18 protein-coding genes are annotated in these 20,411 nt (G+C 68.5%); 9 read left to right on the top strand and 9 right to left on the bottom strand.

What is annotated here, in order from left to right; translation table 11 throughout:
- Nucleotides 1-117: 117 nt before the first annotated feature.
- Nucleotides 118-1,362 (bottom strand): M20/M25/M40 family metallo-hydrolase, encoded by a 1,245-nt coding sequence (locus CL52_RS13905; RefSeq protein WP_043221349.1) that lies wholly within the window; start codon nucleotides 1,360-1,362, stop codon nucleotides 118-120.
- Between the two features lie 125 nt (nucleotides 1,363-1,487).
- On the opposite strand from CL52_RS13905, the gene CL52_RS13900 reads away from it, so the two are divergent.
- From CL52_RS13900 to CL52_RS13885, 4 genes are all read left to right on the top strand, one after another.
- Nucleotides 1,488-1,934 (top strand): HIT family protein, encoded by a 447-nt coding sequence (locus CL52_RS13900; protein WP_043221347.1) that lies wholly within the window; start codon nucleotides 1,488-1,490, stop codon nucleotides 1,932-1,934.
- A gap of 171 nt (nucleotides 1,935-2,105) precedes the next feature.
- On the top strand, nucleotides 2,106-2,999 hold the full coding sequence (locus CL52_RS13895) for an ABC transporter substrate-binding protein (protein WP_235366424.1): 894 nt from the start codon (nucleotides 2,106-2,108) through the stop codon (nucleotides 2,997-2,999).
- Entirely contained in the window at nucleotides 2,996-3,757 is a 762-nt protein-coding gene (locus CL52_RS13890) for an ABC transporter permease (RefSeq protein ID WP_043221343.1), read from the top strand. The genes CL52_RS13895 and CL52_RS13890 overlap by 4 nt, the downstream gene beginning before the upstream one ends.
- Complete coding sequence (locus CL52_RS13885; protein WP_043221336.1) at nucleotides 3,750-4,385, top strand: ATP-binding cassette domain-containing protein; 636 nt, start codon at nucleotides 3,750-3,752, stop codon at nucleotides 4,383-4,385. The genes CL52_RS13890 and CL52_RS13885 overlap by 8 nt, the downstream gene beginning before the upstream one ends.
- Here the strand turns inward: CL52_RS13885 and CL52_RS13880 are convergent, their stop codons facing one another.
- On the bottom strand, nucleotides 4,386-5,642 hold the full coding sequence (locus tag CL52_RS13880; protein WP_043221335.1) for a DUF445 domain-containing protein: 1,257 nt from the start codon (nucleotides 5,640-5,642) through the stop codon (nucleotides 4,386-4,388). It lies immediately after the preceding gene.
- A gap of 72 nt (nucleotides 5,643-5,714) precedes the next feature.
- Nucleotides 5,715-6,116: a hypothetical protein gene (locus CL52_RS13875; protein WP_041106682.1), complete on the bottom strand. Its 402-nt coding sequence runs from the start codon at nucleotides 6,114-6,116 to the stop codon at nucleotides 5,715-5,717.
- Nucleotides 6,117-6,271: 155 nt separating this feature from the next.
- On the opposite strand from CL52_RS13875, the gene CL52_RS21245 reads away from it, so the two are divergent.
- Both CL52_RS21245 and CL52_RS13870 read left to right on the top strand, forming a co-directional pair.
- On the top strand, nucleotides 6,272-6,436 hold the full coding sequence (locus CL52_RS21245) for a hypothetical protein (RefSeq protein WP_158002193.1): 165 nt from the start codon (nucleotides 6,272-6,274) through the stop codon (nucleotides 6,434-6,436).
- An 84-nt stretch (nucleotides 6,437-6,520) separates the two neighbouring features.
- On the top strand, nucleotides 6,521-6,946 hold the full coding sequence (locus CL52_RS13870; protein ID WP_041106680.1) for a 3-isopropylmalate dehydratase: 426 nt from the start codon (nucleotides 6,521-6,523) through the stop codon (nucleotides 6,944-6,946).
- Between the two features lie 24 nt (nucleotides 6,947-6,970).
- On the opposite strand, the gene CL52_RS13865 is transcribed toward CL52_RS13870, so the two are convergent.
- The gene (locus tag CL52_RS13865; RefSeq protein WP_234458818.1) at nucleotides 6,971-7,297 is read right to left on the bottom strand and encodes a DUF6746 family protein; all 327 of its coding nucleotides are present in this window, start codon (nucleotides 7,295-7,297) and stop codon (nucleotides 6,971-6,973) included.
- A gap of 395 nt (nucleotides 7,298-7,692) precedes the next feature.
- On the opposite strand from CL52_RS13865, the gene CL52_RS13860 reads away from it, so the two are divergent.
- The gene (locus tag CL52_RS13860) at nucleotides 7,693-9,312 is read left to right on the top strand and encodes a methyl-accepting chemotaxis protein (RefSeq protein ID WP_043221334.1); all 1,620 of its coding nucleotides are present in this window, start codon (nucleotides 7,693-7,695) and stop codon (nucleotides 9,310-9,312) included.
- Between the two features lie 30 nt (nucleotides 9,313-9,342).
- On the opposite strand, the gene ctpM is transcribed toward CL52_RS13860, so the two are convergent.
- On the bottom strand, nucleotides 9,343-11,025 hold the full coding sequence (gene ctpM / locus CL52_RS13855; protein ID WP_043221333.1) for a methyl-accepting chemotaxis protein CtpM: 1,683 nt from the start codon (nucleotides 11,023-11,025) through the stop codon (nucleotides 9,343-9,345).
- Nucleotides 11,026-11,116: 91 nt separating this feature from the next.
- A complete protein-coding gene (locus tag CL52_RS13850) occupies nucleotides 11,117-12,340 on the bottom strand; it encodes an MFS transporter (protein WP_043221332.1) in 1,224 nt (407 codons plus the stop codon).
- A 363-nt stretch (nucleotides 12,341-12,703) separates the two neighbouring features.
- Between CL52_RS13850 and CL52_RS13845 the strand changes: the two genes are divergently transcribed.
- The gene (locus tag CL52_RS13845) at nucleotides 12,704-14,725 is read left to right on the top strand and encodes a methyl-accepting chemotaxis protein (protein ID WP_043221330.1); all 2,022 of its coding nucleotides are present in this window, start codon (nucleotides 12,704-12,706) and stop codon (nucleotides 14,723-14,725) included.
- Between the two features lie 43 nt (nucleotides 14,726-14,768).
- Here CL52_RS13845 and CL52_RS13840 read toward each other — a convergent pair whose 3' ends face one another.
- Nucleotides 14,769-16,601: an SLC13 family permease gene (locus tag CL52_RS13840; protein WP_043221328.1), complete on the bottom strand. Its 1,833-nt coding sequence runs from the start codon at nucleotides 16,599-16,601 to the stop codon at nucleotides 14,769-14,771.
- A gap of 208 nt (nucleotides 16,602-16,809) precedes the next feature.
- On the opposite strand from CL52_RS13840, the gene CL52_RS13835 reads away from it, so the two are divergent.
- Nucleotides 16,810-17,286, top strand: coding sequence for a GreA/GreB family elongation factor (locus tag CL52_RS13835; RefSeq protein ID WP_041106669.1), 477 nt, complete (start codon nucleotides 16,810-16,812; stop codon nucleotides 17,284-17,286).
- 12 nt (nucleotides 17,287-17,298) lie between these two features.
- Here the strand turns inward: CL52_RS13835 and CL52_RS13830 are convergent, their stop codons facing one another.
- Together CL52_RS13830 and CL52_RS13825 are read right to left on the bottom strand one after the other, a co-directional pair.
- Complete coding sequence (locus CL52_RS13830; RefSeq protein WP_043221325.1) at nucleotides 17,299-18,528, bottom strand: dicarboxylate/amino acid:cation symporter; 1,230 nt, start codon at nucleotides 18,526-18,528, stop codon at nucleotides 17,299-17,301.
- A 201-nt stretch (nucleotides 18,529-18,729) separates the two neighbouring features.
- The gene (locus CL52_RS13825; RefSeq protein WP_043221322.1) at nucleotides 18,730-20,292 is read right to left on the bottom strand and encodes a TerC family protein; all 1,563 of its coding nucleotides are present in this window, start codon (nucleotides 20,290-20,292) and stop codon (nucleotides 18,730-18,732) included.
- Nucleotides 20,293-20,411: the final 119 nt, after the last annotated feature.

The raw sequence follows: 20,411 nt of genomic DNA, 5'->3' as shown, positions 1-20,411 counted from the left end.
CGTTCCTCTCTGGCGCTGGCGAAGCGACGATTGTGCCTCAGCCGATGCCGTCTGGCTCGCGCCGGTTGCCCGGCCGCGTTCGCTCGGCACGCCTGCGCATGCGCGCCGGGCGGCCCGCTAGGGCGCGTCGGTCGACAGCGCGCGGATCATCGCGGTGGTCAGGTACAGCCGCGGCGCGATGCTGGCCAGCTCCAGGTACTCGTCCTCCGAATGCAGCCCGGCGCCGACCACGCCCATGGTTTCCAGCACGGCGGGCTTGTCGCTGTCGGGGACATAGGCATAGCCGGCATCGGTGCCGAAGCGCATGGCGATCGGCTCGATGTCCTGATCGATCTCGCCATACAGGCGCTGTGCGGTTTCGGCCAGGCGTCGGGAGCCGGGATTGTCGGCCAGCGGTGGGCGCCCCTTGTCGATGCGCAGCTCCACGCGGGTGTCGTCGATCAGCCGGTTCTCGATGATGCGACGGCCGTCGGCGAGCACCCGCTCGGTCTCGCTGATGTCCGAGTAGCGCATGTCGGCCTCGGCGGTCGCCTGGTCCGGGATGATGTTGCGCTTCTCGCCGCCGTCGATCAGGGTCCAGTTGACCGTGGTGCCCTTGTCCGCATCGCCCAGGTCCCTGAGCTGGGTCAGCTGGTGCGCCAGCTCCATGACGGCGTTGCGACCGTCCTCCGGCGCCGACCCGGCGTGGGACGACTTGCCCCTGACCTCCAGCATCACGGCGTTGATGCCGTTGGTCGCGGTGGTCACGGCATCGCGATCCGGCGGCTCGTAGGAGAAGACGTAATCGTGCTGGCGGGCCAGCTCGGCGATGATGGACTTGGAACCCTTGGAGCCCATTTCCTCGTCCGGGTTGAACAGCACCGTGATCGTGCCGTAGTCGTCGAACTGCTGGTCGCGCAGCAGCTCGAGCGCGTGCAGGATCATCGCCACACCGCCCTTGGCATCGGCCACGCCCGGCCCGTAGGCGCGCGAATCGTCGATGCGGAAGGGGCGCTCGGCGGCGGTGCCCTCGGCGAACACGGTGTCGTAGTGGACCATCAGCAGAAAGTCCTTGCTGCCCTGGCCCTTCAGCGTGCCGACGATGTTGTCGCCGGCCGAGGGGGTGGCCGGGCGGCTGCTGACCTCGGCGCCGAGCGCCTTCAGGCGTTCGACCAGCATCTGGCTGACCGTGCTCAGGCCTGCTTGCTGGCCGGTTCCGGTATCCACCGCGACCAGTTGTTTGACGGTCTCGAGGTAGGCCGGTTGCTCGGCCTTGGCCTGCGCCAGCAGCTCGGCCGGTTGGAGTTCGGCGGCCTGGCCGGTCAAAGGTGACAGGCAAAGTGCGATGGCGGCGGCAAGCGGGGTGACGGCGCGCAGATACATCGGCAAGACCTCGGATCGCGGGGGTGATGCAATTCAGAGCGCTGCGGGCATCACAACGTTCCTCCGGGCGGCTCCCTCGGGCGCAGAGTGCTAAGGTCTGCGTTTTGACTTGCCGGAGAACTCAGGTGTCCCTGACCACGACCTACGACGCGCAGAACATCTTCGCCCAGATCATTCGCGGCGAAGCACCGTGCTACAAGCTCTACGAAGACGACGACGTACTGGCTTTTCTCGATCTGTTCCCGCAGTCCTTCGGCCATACGCTGGTGATCCCCAAGCGTTCGGCGGCGTGCAACATCCTCGATGTCGACAGCGAAGCGCTGTGCCAGGTGATGCGCGTGGTTCAGCAGCTGACCCGGGCGATCGTCGCCGAGCTGGCGCCCGACGGCGTGCAGATCGCCCAGTTCAACGGCGCGCCGGCCGGGCAGACGGTGTTTCACATCCACATGCACATCGTGCCGCGCTACGCCGGTCAGGGCATGGCGGTGCACGCGGCGCAAAAGGCCGAGCCGGCCGAACTCGAGCGCCTGCAGGCGCGTCTGCGCGCCCGAATCGAGGCCGAGCCGAGCTGAGTCGCTGCGACCAACGCAGCAGCCGGCAGGCACCAAAGTACTATTCGTGACCGCTGGCCGGGTTCGTAGGCTGCGGTCATGAAGCCTATTCGATCGCTCCTCTCCAGCCTGCTTGCCCGGCGCCTGTCGCGGCTCGCAGCACTGCTCCTGCTGGTCCTGGCGCTGCCGGCGATGGCTGCCGAGCGGCCAGTACTGCGCCTGGCCGTGCTGCAGTTCGGCACGGCGCACTGGGAACTCGACCACCTCAAACGCAGCGGGCTCGACCAGGCCAACGGCTTCGAGCTCGAGGTGCGCCTGGTGGCCGATCTGCCCGCCTCGCGCCTGGCGCTGATCAGCGGCAGCGTGGACGGCATCGTCGGCGACCTGCTCTGGGCGCAGGGCCGTTATGCCGCCGGCGCCCCGCTGGTCTTCGTACCGTTTTCCAGCCGTCTGGGCGAATTGGTGGTCTCCGAGGACAGCCCGATCACCGAACTGGCGGATCTGGCAGGCCAGCGCATCGGCGTCGCCGGCGGGCCGGACGGCTATGCCTGGCAGCTGCTGCAGCGGGCCGCGCAGCGACAGGGCGTCGCGCTGGATCGCAGCCAGGTCCAGTTCGCCGCGCCGCCGCTGCTCGACCAGGCGCTGCGTCGCGGTCAGCTCGATGCGGTGCTGACCTTCTGGCACTTCGCGGCGCGCTTGCGTGGCGAGGGCGGCGTGCGGACGGCGTTCGGCATGCGCGAATTGCTGGCGGCCAATGGCGTCGAGGCAGACCTGCCGATGCTCGGTTACCTGTTTGCGCAACCCTGGGCCGAGCAGCACGCCGATCTGTTGCAACGCTTCGCGCGCGCGGTACACCAGAGCAAACGGCAACTGGCCGAGCACCCGCAGGCCTGGCAAGGCATCCGCCCGCTGATGCGCGCGACCGACGATCAGGTGTTCGCCGCGCTGCGCGATGCCTTTGTCGCCGGTACGCCCGCGCCGCTGGACGCCGAGCGGGTCGCCGCACTGCGCGCCCTGCTGGCCGGCAGCGTCGATGCCGGGCAGGCGGTGATGCCCGCGGCATCCTTCATCCAGGCGCAGCCATGAGCGCCACCCGCTGGGCTTCCTGGGTCGCATTGCCGCTGACCCTGGCGCTCTGGGCGGGGTTGGCGGCGGGGCTGAACACGCCATTGTTGCCGGGCCCGGCGCAAGTGCTCGAGGTCGGCTGGCAGATCCTCGCCAGTGGCGAGCTGGTCCAGCATCTGGGTGCAACCCTGCGCCGCGTGGCGATTGCCTTCGCGCTGGCGATGACGCTCGGTACGCTGCTCGGCCTCGGCATGGGGCGGTCGCGGCTGTTCAATGCCTTCTGCGATCCGCTGCTGGTGCTGTTTCTCAACCTGCCGGCGCTGGTCACCATCATCCTGCTGTATGTCTGGTTCGGCCTGGTCGAGGCCGCCGCGGTGCTCGCCGTGGTGGTGAACAAGGTGCCGAACGTGGCCGTGACCCTGCGCGAAGGCGCGCGCGCGCTGGACCCGCGATTGGAGCAGATGGCCGATGTCTATGGCTTCGGGCGCTGGCGCCGGCTGGTGCATGTCTGGCTGCCGCAACTGTTTCCCTACTGGATGGCGGCGACCCGCAGCGGGTTGGCGCTGATCTGGAAGATCGTGCTGGTGGTCGAACTGCTCGGCCGTTCCGATGGGGTCGGTTTCCAGCTGCACATGGCTTTCCAGGTATTCGATGTGGCGGCGATCCTGGCCTGGAGCCTGGCCTTCATCGCCGTGGTGCAGGCGATCGAATGGCTCGTGCTGCAGCCGGTGGAACGGCGCGCCACGCGCTGGCGCGAGGCCGGGGTGGCGCATGCTTGAGCTGGCGATCGACGGGCAGGGCGCCGGGCACCCGATTCTCGGCCGGCTCGAGGCGCGCATCCACCCGGGCGACCGGATCTGCCTCTTGGGCAGCTCCGGTGTCGGCAAGACCACCCTGCTCAACGCCATTGCCGGGCTGGATCGCAGCCTGCCGGCTTCGATGATCCGACGTCAGGCCGGGCTGCGGATCGGCTATCTGTTCCAGGAACATCGCCTGCTGCCCTGGCGCACCTTGCGCCAGAACCTGGCGCTGGTCGGTGCCGCACCGGCGCGCATCGACGCCTTGCTCGCCCAGGTCGGCCTGCAGGGCTGCGCCGACAAGCTGCCCGACCAGCTGTCGCTGGGCATGGCCCGGCGGGCGGCGCTGGCGCGCTGTCTGGCGGTGGAGCCGGACCTGCTCCTGCTCGACGAGCCCTTTGCCTCGCTGGATGCACCGCGGGTGCAGGAGCTGCGCGCCTTGATCGCCGCGGTGCTCGATGCCCGGCCGGGCATGGCCATGCTCTGTGTAACGCACGATCCGCGCGATGCCGAGGCACTGGCCAACCGCCGCTGGCAGCTGGTCGGCAAGCCGGCGGCGCTGGTCGAAGTGCGGACGGAGGCCGGTGACCCGGTGCGTGACGCCGGCTGATCAGCCGCCGGCGAGCTGGGTCAGCGCATGCAGGGCGAGCCCGACGAGGCCGCCGACCAGGGTGCCGTTGATGCGGATGAACTGCAGGTCCTTGCCGACGCTGCGTTCCATCTGCTCGACCAGTTCGGCGCTCTCCCAGTTCTCCACGCGTTCGGCGATGTAGCGCCCGATCTGGCCGCGATAACGCTCCAGCAATGAGGGGGCGGCGTCGCTGAGCTGTTCGTTGATCCAGCTGCGCATGGCCGGATCGCTGGCCAGCGCGTCGCCGAGCCCGCGGGTCAACCCGACGATGCGCCCGCCGATGCGCGAGGCGTCGCTCGCCAGGTCGGCCTCGAGCCAGGCGACCAGGTCCTGCCAGAGGCCGCGGAAATAGTCGCCGGTGGCCGGATGGTCGAGCAGCAGGGCGAGGATGCGCTCGACCTTCAGCGCGTACTCGGGGTCATGCCGCAGGCGATCGATGTACTCGCCGACGTGCTCGTCGAAGCGCTGGCGCACCAGGTGCTCGGGGTCTTCGGCGATCTCGGCGAGCAGCCCGGAAAGGCCGTCGACCAGCTTGTTCGCCGACCAGCCGCCGACCGACTTGCCCAGCCCCAGGTAGCGCAGGGTGCGCACTTCGCGGGTGATGGTGTCGGCGATCAGCGCACGGGTGTCCTCGTCGCGCATGATCGAATCCAGGCGCACGAGCATCTCGTCGAGCAGCGCCTGATGCCGACCCTGTGCGGTGAGGATGTCCAGCGCCTGGGCCAGCAGCGGTGCGACATCGGCCTTGCGCAGGCGGTCGATGAGCTTGTCGCGGGCAAAGGCCTGTACGCGCTCGTCGTGCAGCGCGCCGACGGCGAAGCGCGCCATGCCGGTGAGTTGGCGGCCAACCGCGTCGGCATTGGCCGGATGCCGCAGCCAGTCGGCCAGGCGCGTGGCGATATCGAGTTCGCGCAGCTTGGCCAGCACCAGCGGGGTGGCGAGAAAGTGGGTGGTGATGAACTCGGCCAGGTTGCGGCCAATGCGCGCCTTGTTGCGCGGGATGATCGCGGTGTGCGGAATCGGCAGCCCCAGCGGGCGGCGAAACAGCGCGGTGACGGCGAACCAGTCGGCGATCGCGCCGACCATCGCTGCTTCGGCGAACGAGGCAAGGTAGCCCCATGCCGGGTGTTCGTTGTGCAAGGCGGTGGCCAGTACGTAGAGCAGTGCGGCGAGCAGCAGCAGGCCACCGGCCACGAGCTTCATCCGGGTTACCGGGGATTGCCAGGGGCTGGGCATGAGCGGGTATTCCTCTGAACCGACGACAGCCTGACTGCAGACCTGCCTGTCGCCGGTTGCGTTCGCAGCGGGTCAGTCGGCCAGGTCGGTCGCTTCGTCGCGGATCAGCACGTAGCGGCCGGCCGCGTGGTCGAGGCAGTCGTAGACGAAGAACATCGCGACCTGGGCCGGGGTTTCCATCACCGCGGCATAGTCACCCGGCTCGGGGCGAAATGCGCGCCCCGAATCGTTGCTGGCCACGCAGGCGATCTCGGCGACCACGAAGGCTTCTTCGGCGCTGCCGTCGAAATACTCCTCGCGGTCGCGTGCATCCCACTCGGCAGGTGCCTGGAAGGGCCCGGTGATGACCACGCGGGCATCGCCGAGGTCGAGTTCCTCGTCGGGGTTGCGCTCATCGGGGCGATAGAGCGTGCAATCCAGTGCCTGCGGATCTTGAACGATTGCTGCTTGGACCTTTGGATCGAGTGCGGCCATGGTGACTCCACTTCGGCAGGGATTTGCCGCAGTGTGGTGGAGCCGGCGTTGCGGTGCAAACACCACCGGCATCGGACCGTCGGCCGCCGCGCTTGGCGAACGCCGGCTGAGCTGCCGCCTCCAATGCATGAACTCACCTACCGGCGGAGACGCGCATGAACGAGGAACACACCCACGAGCCGCAACCCGAAGAAGGCGTACGCGACGACCAGGTCGAGGGCACGCCGAATCCGGAGCGGCTGTACGACGAGAACGAGCCCGAGGTACGCCCCGACGACCCGGACATGACCGCCGACGACTACACCAACCTGCCCGGGTAGCGGTTGGCTCGGCAACCCGCCGCCGGCCTGCTATCGTCGGTTCAGCGAAGCGGCAATCGGCCGCGCTTTACGAAGGGAGTCCGCATGCGCCTGAGCGTCCTGTTCCTGATCCTGCTCGCCACGGCGGGCTGTTCGTCCTGGGCGCCGGAGCCGGAGGACATCTCGGCGGTCCCGGCGGAGCGCCTGCTGGCGTATCAGCAGGCGCAGGAGGGTGCGGGCGAGATCGTGGTGACGCGGGATTTCGGATTGCGCGGCGGCGGCTGCTACATCGCCGTGCTGATCGACCGTGAGCTGGCGGCGCGCATTCACGTCGGCGAGCGGGCCCGCTTTCAGGTGCCGGCCGGGCGGCATGTCGTCGGCATCGGCACCGACCCGCTGGACGACACCCTGTGCTCGAAGGGGCGCCTGCGCCGCGAGGTGCTGGCCGAGGTCGTTGCCGGGCAGGTGCTGGACTACCGCATCACCAGCGAGAACGACATCGGCTTCGACATCCGCCCGCTCGCGCGCTGAGCGCCGCTACGGCGCTGGAGGCGCTCAGCGAATGACGCTGCGGGCGACCTCGAGATAGCTGGCGCCGTATTCGCTGACCGCCTCGGCGTTCGCCGATTCGGATTCGATATGCAGCTCTTCCAGGGTGTCGGCCAGCTCGTCCATGCGCATGTTGATGGTGCTCAGCGACCCCTGCAGGCGATAACTGATCTCGTAGATTTCCTTTAGCCGCTCGGCTGTCAGCTCCTGGCCCAGGGCGGCTTCCAGGCGCTTGTTGTCTTCGGAAAAACTGGCCACGGCCGAGGACAGCTCGCTATCGGCGACGGCCAGCGAGGCGCAGGTCAGACCGAGGGCCAGGACGGCGGTTTTCATGGATGACTTCACGAGGCGCTTCCCTTGCTGGAAATGGGGGCGCGAAATTACCACTCGTCCCCGATCCGCATGCGTACTGGCGCACAAAGCCGAAACAGCAGATTGCCGCAGGCCCGTCGGGCATGACCGTCCGGTCATCCGCCGCTGCTGAGTTCGGCAGCCGGTACCGCGCAGGGGGGGGCGCTGTTGGCAGCGCTTTCCCAGCAGCGGCGGCCGGCCAGGGGCGCGTGCCGGCTGCAGGGTATCCGTCTCCACGCGCTGAAAGCGCTCTGCGACGGCCTTTTGCGCGGCGACGAGCTCAAGCTGGATGCTTGCTTGCCGATAAACGGCAGGTCTGCCGGCACGCTCCTTTCATGCGCCGGCGCCTGCCTGACCCGTGCCCGGAAAACGACCCCATGATGCAGCGCCTGACCATTCGCATCCGCCTCCTGATCCTTGTCTGCACGATGCTGCTGGCCTGCGTGGTCGTCGGCATCACCGGCCTGAGCGCGCAGCAGCGCAGCCTGAACGGACTGAACACGGTTTACCTCGATCGTGTGGTGCCGCTGCGCGACATCAAGCTGATTGCCGACCTCTACGCAGTGAAGATCGTCGATGCCAGCCATAAGGCGCGCAGCGGCATGATCAGTTACGCCCAGGCACGCGACGATGTGCGCCAGGCGCGCGCAGAGATCCGCCGGCTGTGGCAGGCCTACCTGCAGACCCGCCTGCTGCCGGAGGAGCGCGCGCTGGCGACACGCATCGAGAGCCTCAAGGCGGCGACCGAGAAGCCGCTGGACGGGCTCGAGCGCACTCTCGATCGGCACAGCGAGAAGCGCCTTGCGGTGTTTGTCATGAATGACCTGTATCCGCTGATCGACCCGCTGTCGGAGGCGTTCAGCGAACTGATCGACCTGCAGCTCGGCGAGGCCCGCGGCGAGTACGAGCGCGCCCTGGCGCTGTACGAGCGCAACCGAGCTTTCTTCATCGGCCTGCTGGGCGCACTGCTGGTCGGTGGCGCATTGTGTTCGCTGTTGCTGATACGCAGCATCGGCCGCCCGTTGCAGGCGCTCAAGCAGGCCGCCGCGCAGGTGGCGGCCGGCGACCTGAGCCGCACCATCGAGTGCCGTGGGCGCGACGAGATCACCGAGGTTCAGCAGTCGATCCGGCAGATGCAGCACCGGCTGCGCGAAACGCTGCAGGACATCCAGGGCTCGGCGACTCAGCTGGCATCGGCGGCCGACGAGCTGCACGCAGTGACCGAGCACAGCGCCCAGGGCATCGCCCAGCAGAACCAGGAAGTGCAGATGGCCGCCACTGCGGTCAACGAGATGTCGGCCGCGGTCGAGGAGGTTGCCGGCAATGCCAATCGCACCTCGACCGCTTCGCGTGAGGCCGAGGAGGTGGCCGAAGCCGGGCGCCACAAGGTCAACGTCACGCGGGAAACCATCGACCGCCTGAGCAACAAGCTCGGCGATACCGCCGCGACCGTGCAGCGCCTGGCCGACGAGGCCGCCAATATCGGCCAGGTGGTCGACGTGATCCGTGCCATTGCCGACCAGACCAACCTGCTGGCGCTCAATGCGGCGATCGAGGCGGCGCGCGCCGGGGAGGCCGGCCGCGGTTTCGCCGTGGTCGCCGACGAGGTGCGCAACCTTGCCCAGCGCACGCAAAGTTCGACCGAGGAAATCGAGCGGATGATTGGCGCGATCCAGAGCGCGACGGCCGATTCGGTGCGCGAGATGGAGCAGAGCAGCGAGTTCGCCGGGCGCAGCCAGACGCTGGCCGGCGAGGCCGACCAGGCGCTGGCGCTGATCGCCGAGCGGGTCGGGCAGATCAACGAGATGAATCTGGTGATCGCCAGCGCAGCGGAAGAGCAGGCTCAGGTCGCCCGTGAGGTCGATCGCAACCTGGTCGCCATCCGCGATGTGTCCGAGCAGAGCGCGACCGGCGCCCAGCAGACCTCGGCGGCCAGCGACGAGCTGGCCCGGCTGGCGACCGGGCTCAATCAGCTGGTCGGGCGCTTCCGCCTGTAAACCACCGGGGCGCCTGAGCGCACGGCCCGTTCAGATGCGGAACTGACGGGCCAGCCCACCGAGGCGTTGGCCAAGCGCTTCCAGGTGGCTGGCGGTACGCGCGCCTTGCTGGGCCTGATCGGCCACCTCGTCGACCGACACGGCGATTTGATGCACGCTGCGGCTGATCTCCTCGGACACCGAGGTCTGCTCCTCGGCGGCGCTGGCAATCTGCGCGTTCATCGCGTTGATGGTGGCGATCAGCGCGGCCATGGCATCGAGCGACACGCCGGTGCGGTTGGCCTGCTCGCTGCTGCTGTGGCCGGCTTCGCTGGAGCGTTGCATCGCCTGAACAGCGCCAGCGGTGCCCTGCTGCAGGCGATCGATCATGCCCTGGATCTCCGCAGTGCTCTGCTGGGTGCGACTGGCCAGCGCGCGGACCTCGTCGGCGACCACGGCGAAACCGCGCCCGGCCTCACCGGCACGCGCCGCCTCGATCGCCGCGTTGAGCGCCAGCAGGTTGGTCTGGTCGGCGATCGAGCGGATCACGCTGAGCACGCCGACGATGGCGTCCACGTCCTGGCGCAGGTTGTCCATGCTCAGGCCGCTGCGATGGATGTCCTCGACCAGCGCATGGATGCGCTGAATGCTCAGTTCCACCACCTCGCGCGCCTGCTGGCCTTCGGCGTCGGTCTGGCGCGCTGCATCGGCTGCGTTCTGCGCGCTCTGCGCGACTTCCTGGGCGGCGGCGGACATTTCGTGAATCGCCGTGGCGACCTGCTCGGTTTCATGGCGCTGCTGGGCCATGGCGGCATCGGAGCGCTGTGCCTGCGCGGCCATCTCACCGACCACCCCGGTCAGCTCGCCGGTGACGTCGACCATCTGCCGCACCATGCCGTGGATCTTGTCGACGAAGCGGTTGAACGAGGCGGCCAGCGCGCCGATCTCGTCGCGGCTGTCGATGTTCAGCCGATGCGTCAGGTCCCCGTCGCCGGCGGCGATGTCGTCGAGGTTGTCCTTCATCCGCTGCAGCGGCCGCAGGATCGAGTTGCTCAGCGCCAGCCCGGCCACGCCGAGCAGCACGAGCATGATCGCGGCGAGGGCCAGGGTGCTGCTGACCATGGTGCGGATACGCTCGTCGATCTGCTCGCGCACCTTGGCCAGCTCGGCGTCGATGTCGGCGATGTTCACCGAGGTGCCGATGGCCAGGTCCCACTTGGGCAGGTAGCGGTTGTAGGACAGCTTGGGGATCAGCACGCTGTCGTTACCGGGCATCGAGGAGTGGTACTGCAGAAAGCCGCTGCCGTCCTTGGCGGCGCGCACCAGTTCGGTGTTGATCAGGCGGCCCTGCTGGTCGCGGCGGTCGCGCATGCTGCTGCCGACGCCGTCGGGGTTGCTGCCGCGAAACAGCCGGACGATCTGCGAGTCGTGGCCGTAGAAGTAGCCGTCGCTACCGAAACGGATGTTCTTCAGGCGCTCGATGGCCTCGGCGCGTGCGTTCAGGTCGCCTTCGGCGGAGGGGGCATAGAGATCGTCGATCGCGCTCAACGCGACTTCGGTGTAGTGCTCGAGCTCGTCGCGGTGCATCTGCATCAGGCGCTCGCGGGTGGCAGCGAGCTCGGCCTCGGCACGGTCGCTGAGGATGTAGGCGGTGCCGCCGCAGAGCACCAGCGCAAGCGCCAGGACGGGCAGAAGGGCAAGGAGGATGACTTTCTTTTTCAGGGACAGGGGCATTGCAAGGACCGGTTGTTGGCACACAAGGTCCGTGTAAGGCGGCCGTGCTGCGGAAAACCTTAATCTTTTGGTCGGATTTTCCGCGCCACACTCAGTCGCGGCAGGCCAGCGGCTCGGGCGCCGCTGCCGTCGTCCCCTGTCGCTGCCAGGCGAGGGCGAATACCAGCAGCCCGCCGACTGCGGTGGCTGCGCCGACATAGCCGGTTGCCGTCCAGCCGAAGCCGGCGCTGATCGCCAGCCCGCCAAGCCAGGGGCCGAGGGCGTTGGCGATATTGAAGGCGGCGTGGTTGGAGGCGGCGGCGAGGGTCTGTGCTTCGGCGGCGACATCCATCAGGTGCGTCTGCAGCGCCGGTGACAGCGAGATCATGCTGCCCACGGCGAACACGGCCGGGAAGACGGTCCAGGGCGATTGCGCGGCGAAGGGAAAGGCCAGCAGCACCAGCGTGCTCCACAGCAACAGCCAGGCCACGGCCTGAAAGCCCAGCCGGTCGAACAGTCGGCCGCCGAAGACATTGCCGAGGATGCCGCCCAGGCCGAACGCCGCGAGCGCGAACGGAATCCAGCCGGGGCCGAGCCGGGTCACTTCCAGCAGCGTCGGCGCCATGTAGCTGAACACGCAGAACATGCCGGCAAAACCGATCGAGCTGATCGCCAGCGCCAGCCAGACCTGCGGCCGGTTGAACGCACGCAGTTCTCGCAACGGGCTGCTGCGCGGTTGCTCGGGGTCGGCCGGGAGAAACAGCGCTACCAGGGTGACGGTCAGCAGGGCGATCACGCCGACCAGGACGAAGGCCAGGCGCCAGCTGCCCCACTGGCCGAGCCAGGTGGCCAGCGGGTTGCCGACGAGAATCGCGATGGTCAGGCCCATCAGCACCCGGGCCACGGCCTGGGCGCGCTTCTCCGGCGCGACCATGGCGGCGGCCACCAGCATCGCCACGCCGAAGTAGGCGCCGTGCGGCAGCCCGCTGATGAAACGCACCGCCATCAGCGTGGCGTAGTCCGGCGCCAGCGCGCTGGCGAAGTTGCCAAGGGCAAAGAAGCCCATCAGCAACAGCAGCAGATGTCGGCGCAGCAGGCGCGCGCCGAAGATCGCCAGCAGCGGCGCGCCGACCACCACGCCCAGTGCGTAGCTGCTGATCACATGCCCGACCTGCGGCTCGCTGATGCCCAGCCCGCGTGCCACTTCGGGCATCAGGCCCATGATGGCGAATTCGCCGGTGCCGATGGCGAAGCCGCCCATGGCCAGGGCCAGCTCGATCAAAAGGACGGCGCGCGGCGAAAGCTTCGCCGCCGCGCTGGAGGCTTGCGCCTGCATGGTCACCTCGTGGAAATGCGTTGCGTGTGGAGGATCGGCACCGCGCTGCAGGCGCGGCACACGAAGCCATGGGAGCGTTTTGTTGACGCGGAGTTTCCTCGGTGGCGTCGGCATGACGCGCTCGAGCGCCCCTGACGGCATCCGCCGAGCGGTTTCTGACCGATTCGACAGGCGGTATGGAGCCGCAAACTGTGACGCGGCGCAAGCTTGATTTGCGTCAGGGAAGGCGCCGGGCCCGCTTGCGTAAGGTGCCGCACAAGCTGGTCAGTCATGCAGTTGCCGGTTGCGACGGCGCAGGGATTTTACTTGCGGGGCGAGTCGACAGGGGCCTGCTGGCACAGCGTCACCCAGGGAGTGCGCCCCATGAAACTGCTTTTTCGTCCCGCCGAAGCGCTGATGAACCGCTTCAACTATCCCGTCAAGTTCGGCCTGCTCGGTTTACTGGTGTTCGTCGCCTTCGCCAGCCTGATGCTGACCGTGGTCGGCCAGCTGCAGCGCACCATCGAACGCTCCGCCGAGGAGCTGCAGGCTACCGCGCTGGCGCGCCCGGTGTTCCGGCTGGTCGAGCTGACCCAGCAGCATCGGGGGCTGTCGGCGATGCTGCTCGGAGGCAACCCGGCGGTGACGGCCAAACGCGCCGAGCGCGAGTCCGATGTCGAGGCGGCGCTGGCCGAGCTGAGCGGCGCGCTTCCCGCCGCACGGCAGCAGCTGCCGAGCTGGCAGGCGATTCGCCAGGGCTGGGGCGAGATCCGTCGCGACGGGCTCGGCTGGACGCAGGCGCGCAACATGCGTGCACACACCGAGCTGATCCAGAGCATGCTGCGGTTCAATACCGAACTGGCCGACGCCTACGGGCTGACCTTCGATCCGGAGGCGGAAAGCTATTACCTGATGGCTGCGGCGCTCGACGAGGTGCCCTACCTGATCGAGCGCATCGGGCGGCTGCGCGGCAGCGCCTCGGCGGCGCTGGCGCACGGCAGCATGGGCGACGAGCAGCGCGTCGGGCTGATCCTGCTGAGCGAGGAGATTCGCGGCGCGATGAGCGCCATGCAGATCAGCCTGGACAAGGTGATCGCCCAGCGCCCCGAACTGCGCGGCACGCTCGAGGCCGCCAGTACCCGGTTGCGTGAGCAGGCCGCCGGGCTCGACGAGGTGGTGCAGGGCATGGTGCAGCGCGGCGACTTCGCCCGCGTGAGCTCCGAACGCTTCTTCGCCATGGCCAGCGAGGCGATCGGTATCGGCTACCAGCAGATCCGCGAAACCCTGTTGCCGTCGCTCGACAGCCTGCTGAACCAGCGTATCGCCAAGGCGCAGCGGGTGCTGATGCTGAATGTCGCGGTGTCGCTGCTGGCCCTGCTGCTGATCGGCTACCTGTCGGCGGGTGCCTATTTTTCGGTGATGACCAGCGTGCGGCGCCTGCGCGAGGGCAGCGGGCGGCTCGCCGCTGGCGATCTGACTGCGCGCATCGAACTCGATACGCGTGACGAGCTGCGTCAGGTGGCGGCAAGTTTCAACGAGATGGCCGCCGCCATGCGCGGGCTGATCGGCAGCATCCGCGATAACTCCGATCACGTCGCCGATTCGGCGCGCAGCCTGGTCACTGCCTCCGGCCAGATCCACGTCGCCACGCAATGCCAGAGCGATGCCGCCTCGAGCATGGCGGCGGCGGTGGAGCAGATGACGGTGGGCATCGAGCACATCGCGCGCAATGCCGGCGAGGCCGATTCGCTTGCGCATCGCTCCGGCGAGCTGTCGCGCCAGGGCGGCGAGATCGTTGCCGCGGTGGTCGAGGAAATCCGCCAGATCGCCGCCTCGGTATCCGAATCGGCCCACACGGTGGCCGAGCTCGGCGAGCGTTCGGGGCAGATCTCGGCGATCGTGCAGGTGATCGGCGATATTGCCGCGCAGACCAACCTGCTGGCGCTCAACGCGGCCATCGAGGCCGCCCGCGCCGGCGAGCAGGGGCGCGGCTTCGCGGTGGTCGCCGACGAGGTGCGCAAGCTGGCCGAGCGCACCGCGCAGTCGACCCGCGAGATCGGCGAGATGGTCGCCGCCATCCAGCAGGGCACCTCCGGCGCGGTGCAGGGGATGGAACAGGGCGTCATCCGGGTCAACGAAGGCGTGGTGCGGGCCCAGCGCGCCGGCGAGGCAATGCACGGCATCCGCGAGGCGGCGAATCAGGTGCAGGGCACGGTCGCGGAGATTTCCCATGCGCTGCGCGAGCAGAGCGCGGCGTCCGCGGAGATCGCGCAAAAGGTTTCGATGATCGCCCAGATGGCCGAGGAGAATGGCAGCGCGGTCGGTAGCAACCACCAGACCGCCAGCCGCCTGAGCGACCTGGCCGGCACGCTTCTGGACAACGTCAGCCGCTTCAAGGCGGGCTGAGGCGCTCCTGTCGACGGTGCCTGCGGGCGTCGTCGGCAGGCGCTCACAGCGGCCAGACCCAGAGAATCGCCGGCACCGCGCAGAGCACCACGAGGATCGACAGCGGCAGCCCCAGCCGCCAGTAGTCGCCGAAGCGGTAGCCGCCCGGCGCCATGACCAGGGTGTTGGACTGATGCCCGATCGGCGTCAGGAAGGCACAGGAGGCGCCGATCGCCACCGCCATCAGGAATGGATCGACCGAGGCTTCCAGGCCGCGCGCCAGGCTGATCGCTACCGGCGCGGCGAGTACCGCCGCGGCTGCGTTGTTGACCACGTTGGAGATCAGCATCACCGCGACCATCAGCAGGGCCAGGGTGGCTGCCGCCGGCAGCGACTGGCCGAGGCCGAGCAGGGCGTCGGCGATCAGCTGCGAGCCGCCAGTGGTCTCCAGCGCCTCGCCGACCGGCAGCATCGCGGCCACCAGCACGATCACCGGCATGTCGATGCTTTCGTAGATGCGGCCCAGCGGAATCAGCCCGACGAGAATCATCACCAGCGCGCCGGTGACCAGGGCCACCGCGGCCGGTAGCAGGCCAAGGGCGATCACGCCTAGGGTGAGGGCAAAGATGGCGCTGGCCAGCAGCACATTGCGCGGCGTGGTGATACTCAGCCCGCGCGAGGCCAGGGGCAGGCAGCCGAGGCCGCTGAGGCTCGCCTGCAGCGCATTCTCGCGGGCCTGCACGAGCAGAATGTCGCCCGCGGCGAAGCGGATCTGGCCGAGCCGCTGGCGCAGCCGCTGCCCCTGGCGGGCGACGGCCAGCACGTTGACGCCGTGGCGCTCGCGCAGGTCGAGGCCGCTGGCCGTGGTGCCGACCAGCATCGAGCCGGGCGTGACGATGGCTTCGGCAAGCGTCAGTTCACCGTGCCGGTCCTTGGCCTTCTTTTCGCCCTGGCCCTGTTCGGCGGCCGGCTCGTCGTCGGGCTTGTCCTTCTGCCCGTCACTGTCGGCGGCCAGTTCGACGCCGGTCACGTCGAGCAGCGCCTTGAGGCTGTCCGAATCGGCTTCGACCAGGAGGATGTCCGCCTCGCGCAGCACCTCGTAGGTGGAAGGCATGCGCTGGCGCTCTTCGCCGCGGATCAGCGCGATGACCTGCACGTCGGCTTCGTCCCGTACCGCATTGATCAGGGCGTGCAGCGTGCGCCCGGCATATTTGCAGCCTTCCGGTACGCGCACTTCGGTGAGGTAGGCGCTGATCTCGAACAGGTCGCCGTTGCCTTCCTGCTCCTGCCGCCGGGGCACCAGCCGCCAGCCGAGCAGGGCGATGAAAACGACCCCGGCGAGCGTCACCGCGGCGCCTACCGGGAGAAAGTCGAACATGCCGAAGGGCGCCTCGCCGGCTTCGGCACGATAGCCGGCGATGATCAGGTTCGGCGGCGTGCCGATCAGCGTGAGCATGCCGCCGAGCAGCGAACCGAAGGCCAACGGCATGAGCAGGTAGGAAGGTGAGCGCCCGCTCTGGCGCGACATCCAGATCGCCACCGGCATGAAAAGGGCCAGGGCGCCGACGTTGTTCATAAAACCGGAGCTCAGCGCGACGATGCCGGTCAGCGCCGCCACCTGCGCCCAGGGGCGCTCGCCGACCTGCATCAGTCTGCGCGCGACGCTGTCGACCACCCCGGCGTTGAGCAGGCCGCGGCTCAGGACCAGCACGGCGGCCACCGAAATCACCGCCGGGTGGGCGAGCCCGGCGAAAACCTCCCCGGCCGGCACCACGCCGCTCTGGGCGCAGGCGAGCAGGGCGCCGAGCGCGACCAGGTCGTACCGCCAGCGATTCCAGATGAACAGCACCAGCGTCGCCGCCAGCACACCAAAGACGATCAGCTGGTCGCCGGTCATGGGTGTCTCTCCGTGGGCCGCAGGACGGCGCGGCGTATCGGCGCCGTCCGGGCGGTAATGTCGATGTGATTGGAACGGGGCAGCCTGCCGAGTGGCAGGTTGCCATAACAGACCCGCTGCCGACGCGCAAGGTGCCAGGTTTTGCCGGGCAGGTCACCGCCGTGGCGGGCCATTCCCTTCCGCGCGCAGGCGGGCTATAAGCCTGGCCATGAACAAGCCGCTACTGCTTCAGCAGATCATCGCCACGCTCGAGGCCGACCGCGAAGTCGCCCGCGCCGTGCTGGCCGCGACCCATGAGGCCGCCACCCACGCCGAGAGCAAGGCCGAGAACAAGTACGACACCCGTGGCCTGGAAGCGGCCTACCTGGCCGACGGCCAGCGCCGCAGGCTGCACGAGATCGAGACCGCACTGGCGGCCTATCGCAAGCTGCAGCCGGGCGCTGCCGACGAAGGCCGCGTGCGGGTCGGCGCGCTGCTCTGCCTCGAGCACGACGCCGGGGAACGCTGGTTCTTCCTCGGCCCCGACGGCGCCGGGCTGAAGCTGCGGCATGAGGGCCAGGAGATACTGGTGATCTCGCCGCGCTCGCCGTTGGGTCAGGCACTGCTCGGGCGCCAGGAGGGCGACGAGGTGGAGCTGCGCGTCAACGGCCGGCTGCAGCGCTACGAGGTGCTGGAAGTTCGCTAGGGCGGGCGCCGCTCAGGCGCGTTCGGCGAACCGCTGCACCACCAGGCTGCCGGTGATATCGCCCTGCACGTTCACCGCCGTGCGGACGGTGTCGAGCAGGCGGTCGATCGGCAGCAGGATGGCGATCGCCTCGGCCGGCAGGCCGACCGCCTGCAGCACCATGACCATAGTCACCATGCCGGCGCTGGGGATTCCCGGTGCGCCGGTCGAGGCGATCATCGCAGTGAAGAACACCACCGCCTGCTGCCCCAGGCTCAGCTCGACGCCCACCAGGTTGGCGACGAACAGCGCGGCGGCCGCCTCGTAGAGCGCGGTGCCGTCCATGTTCATGGTTGCGCCCAGCGGCAGGACGAAGCCGGCATAGCGCTTGTCGACCTTGAGGTTATCCTCGGCGCAGCGGATCGAGACCGGCAACGTCGCCGAACTCGAGCTGGTGGCGAAGGCGGTGATCACTGCATCGCGCGCGCCACGCCAGAACCACAGCGGCGAGCGGCCGGTGGTCAGGTAGAGGATCAGCGGCAGCACCACCGCGCCATGGAACAATGTGGTGCCGAACACCAGCACGATGAAGCCGCCGACCGCCGAGAGCAGCGCGACGTCCTGCTCGGCCACCAGGCGGATCAGCAGCGCGAGAATGCCCAGCGGCGCCAGGCGCATGATCCAGCCGACGATGCGCAGCAGCATTTCGAGAAACTCCTGCAGCACCTGCAGGATGTTGCGGTAGCGCTCGCCGCCGGCGACCAGGGCAACGCCAACGAACAGGGCGAACACCACGACGGCCAGCACGCTGCCTTCGGCAAAGGCGGTGAAGGGGTTCTGGAACAGGTTGGCGAAGAAGTGCTGGAAGAACTCCGGCAGGGTCAGCTGGCGTGCCTCGAAAGCCGCCATCTGCTCAGCGAACAGGTCAAGCGACAGGCCAGCTCCGGGCTTGAAGAGGTTTGCCGCAGTCAGCGAGACGAGCATCGCCGCGCCGGTGGTCAGGGTGAAGTAGAGCAGGGCGGTGATCCACACCCGGTGCACCTGGTGGTGCTGTTGCAGGCTGGCCACGCCCACCGCGATGGAGGTGAACACCAGCGGGATCAGCACCATCTTCAGCATGCCGATGAAGACGCTGGAAACCAGCCCGGCGGCGTACAGGGTGCCCTCGCGTAGCGCAGCGTCCTCAGGCAGCGCACCGGTCAGCCAGCCGAGCAGCAGGCCGAGACAGGCGGCGACGAGAATTTGCACGTTAAGGCTGGGCATAGTGGAGTCCTTGTCGTTTTTGCATTCGTGCTGCTGAGCAGACCGGCCGTGCCGCGGTCGGGTTCGCCAGCAGGCAGCATGATAGCCGTCTCAATCACGGCGTTGGCATGCCCGGGCGAGGCGGGCTGCCCGCTGCGGCGGACGAAAAAGGCCCGGCGGGTTTCCCTGCCGGGCCTGTCTGGCATCGTGCTGGCCGCCGCCTCAGCGCTCGGCGTCCGCGGTGCGCCTGAGCAGGACGCCGACTACCCGGCGATCCTTCACCTCGGTCACGTGCAGGCGCCAGTCGGCATGCTCGAGACGGTCGCCGATCACCGGCAGGCGGTCGAGCAGGCTCATCACCAGGCCGGCCAGGGTCTGGTAATCGTCGCTAGCGGTCGCCCGGAAGCCCAGCCGTTCGCGCAACACGGCGAGGTTGACGGCGCCATTGACGCGGTAGCCGCCCTCGACGGGTTCGATGTCCGGGCCGTCCATTTCGCTGGCGTCCGGCAGCTCGCCGGCAATGGCCTCGAGAATGTCGGTCAGGGTCACCAGCCCCTCGAAACCACCGAACTCGTTGACGATGAACGCCACGTGCGTAGAGGCCTGGCGCATCTGCTCCAGGGCACTGAGCACGGTGCAGCTTTCCGGCAGGTTGATCGGCGTGCGTACCAGCGGTTCGATCTGCGGCAGTTGGCCGTCGAGCAGGCCGCGCAGCAGCTCCTTCTTGTGCACGTAGCCAAGCGGCTCGTCCGGGGTGGCATCACGAAACACCACCAGGCGCGAGTGCGGCGAGTTGAGCAATGCCTGGTGAACCCGCTCGGCGCTGTCGTCGAGGCTGAAGCGGTCGACCTGCATGCGGTCGGTCATCACCGTGCGGATCGACTGCTCGGCCAGGCTCAGCACGCCGCTGATCATCACCCGCTCGCGGCGGTTGAACGGCGTGCCCCCATCGCCGCCAGGCTCGATCAGGTCGGCGATCTCGTCGTCCACTTCGTCGGCCGCCAGCTTGCCGCCCAGCAGACGCAGCACAGCGTGAGCGGTGCGTTCGCGCAGCGGGCGGGTGCCCTGCAGGCTGCGCTTGCGCCGCGAGCGTGCCAGCTGGTTGAAGAACTCGATGGCGATGGAGAAGCCAATGGCCGCGTACAGGTAACCCTTGGGGATGTGATAGCCCAGGCCTTCGGCCGTGAGGCTGAAGCCGATCATCATCAGAAAGCCCAGGCAGAGCATGATCACCGTTGGCCGCGCATTGACGAAGGCGGTCAGCGGCTTGCTCGCCAGCAGCATCAGCGTCATGGAGATGACCACGGCGATCATCATCACCGCCAAGTGTTCGACCATGCCGACGGCGGTGATCACCGCATCCAGCGAGAACACCGCGTCGAGCACGATGATCTGCGCCACCACCGGCCAGAAGCGTGCATAGGTCCGGCTGCCGCTGTGCTGATGGCTGCGTCCTTCCAGCCGCTCGTGCAGTTCCAGGGTCGCCTTGGTCAGCAGGAACAGGCCGCCGCCGAGCATGATCAGGTCGCGGCCGGAAAAAGGCTTGCCGAAGAGTTCGACCAGCGGTTCGGTGAGCGTCACCAGCCAGGCGATGCTCGCCAGCAGACACAGACGCATGACCAGCGCCAGGCTCAGGCCGATGACCCGTGCGCGGTCGCGCTGTTCCGGCGGCAGTTTGTCGGCGAGGATGGCGATGAACACCAGGTTGTCGATGCCCAGGACGATTTCCAGGACGATGAGCGTGAGCAGGCCCAGCCAGGCCGTGGGGTCAGCAATCCATTCCATGGCCGGTGTCTCGTCTGTTCAGGGCAGGGCGCGCGTGCTGGCACGGCAGGGAGGTGTGGCGGCAGCGCAGGGACGGCTGGCCACCGGGAGCCGCGTTCGCCAGGGCCGGCGAACGCGGC

Source organism: Stutzerimonas balearica DSM 6083 (genome assembly GCF_000818015.1).
GTDB lineage: Bacteria > Pseudomonadota > Gammaproteobacteria > Pseudomonadales > Pseudomonadaceae > Stutzerimonas > Stutzerimonas balearica.
This window is presented reverse-complemented; position numbering and strand designations above follow the sequence as displayed.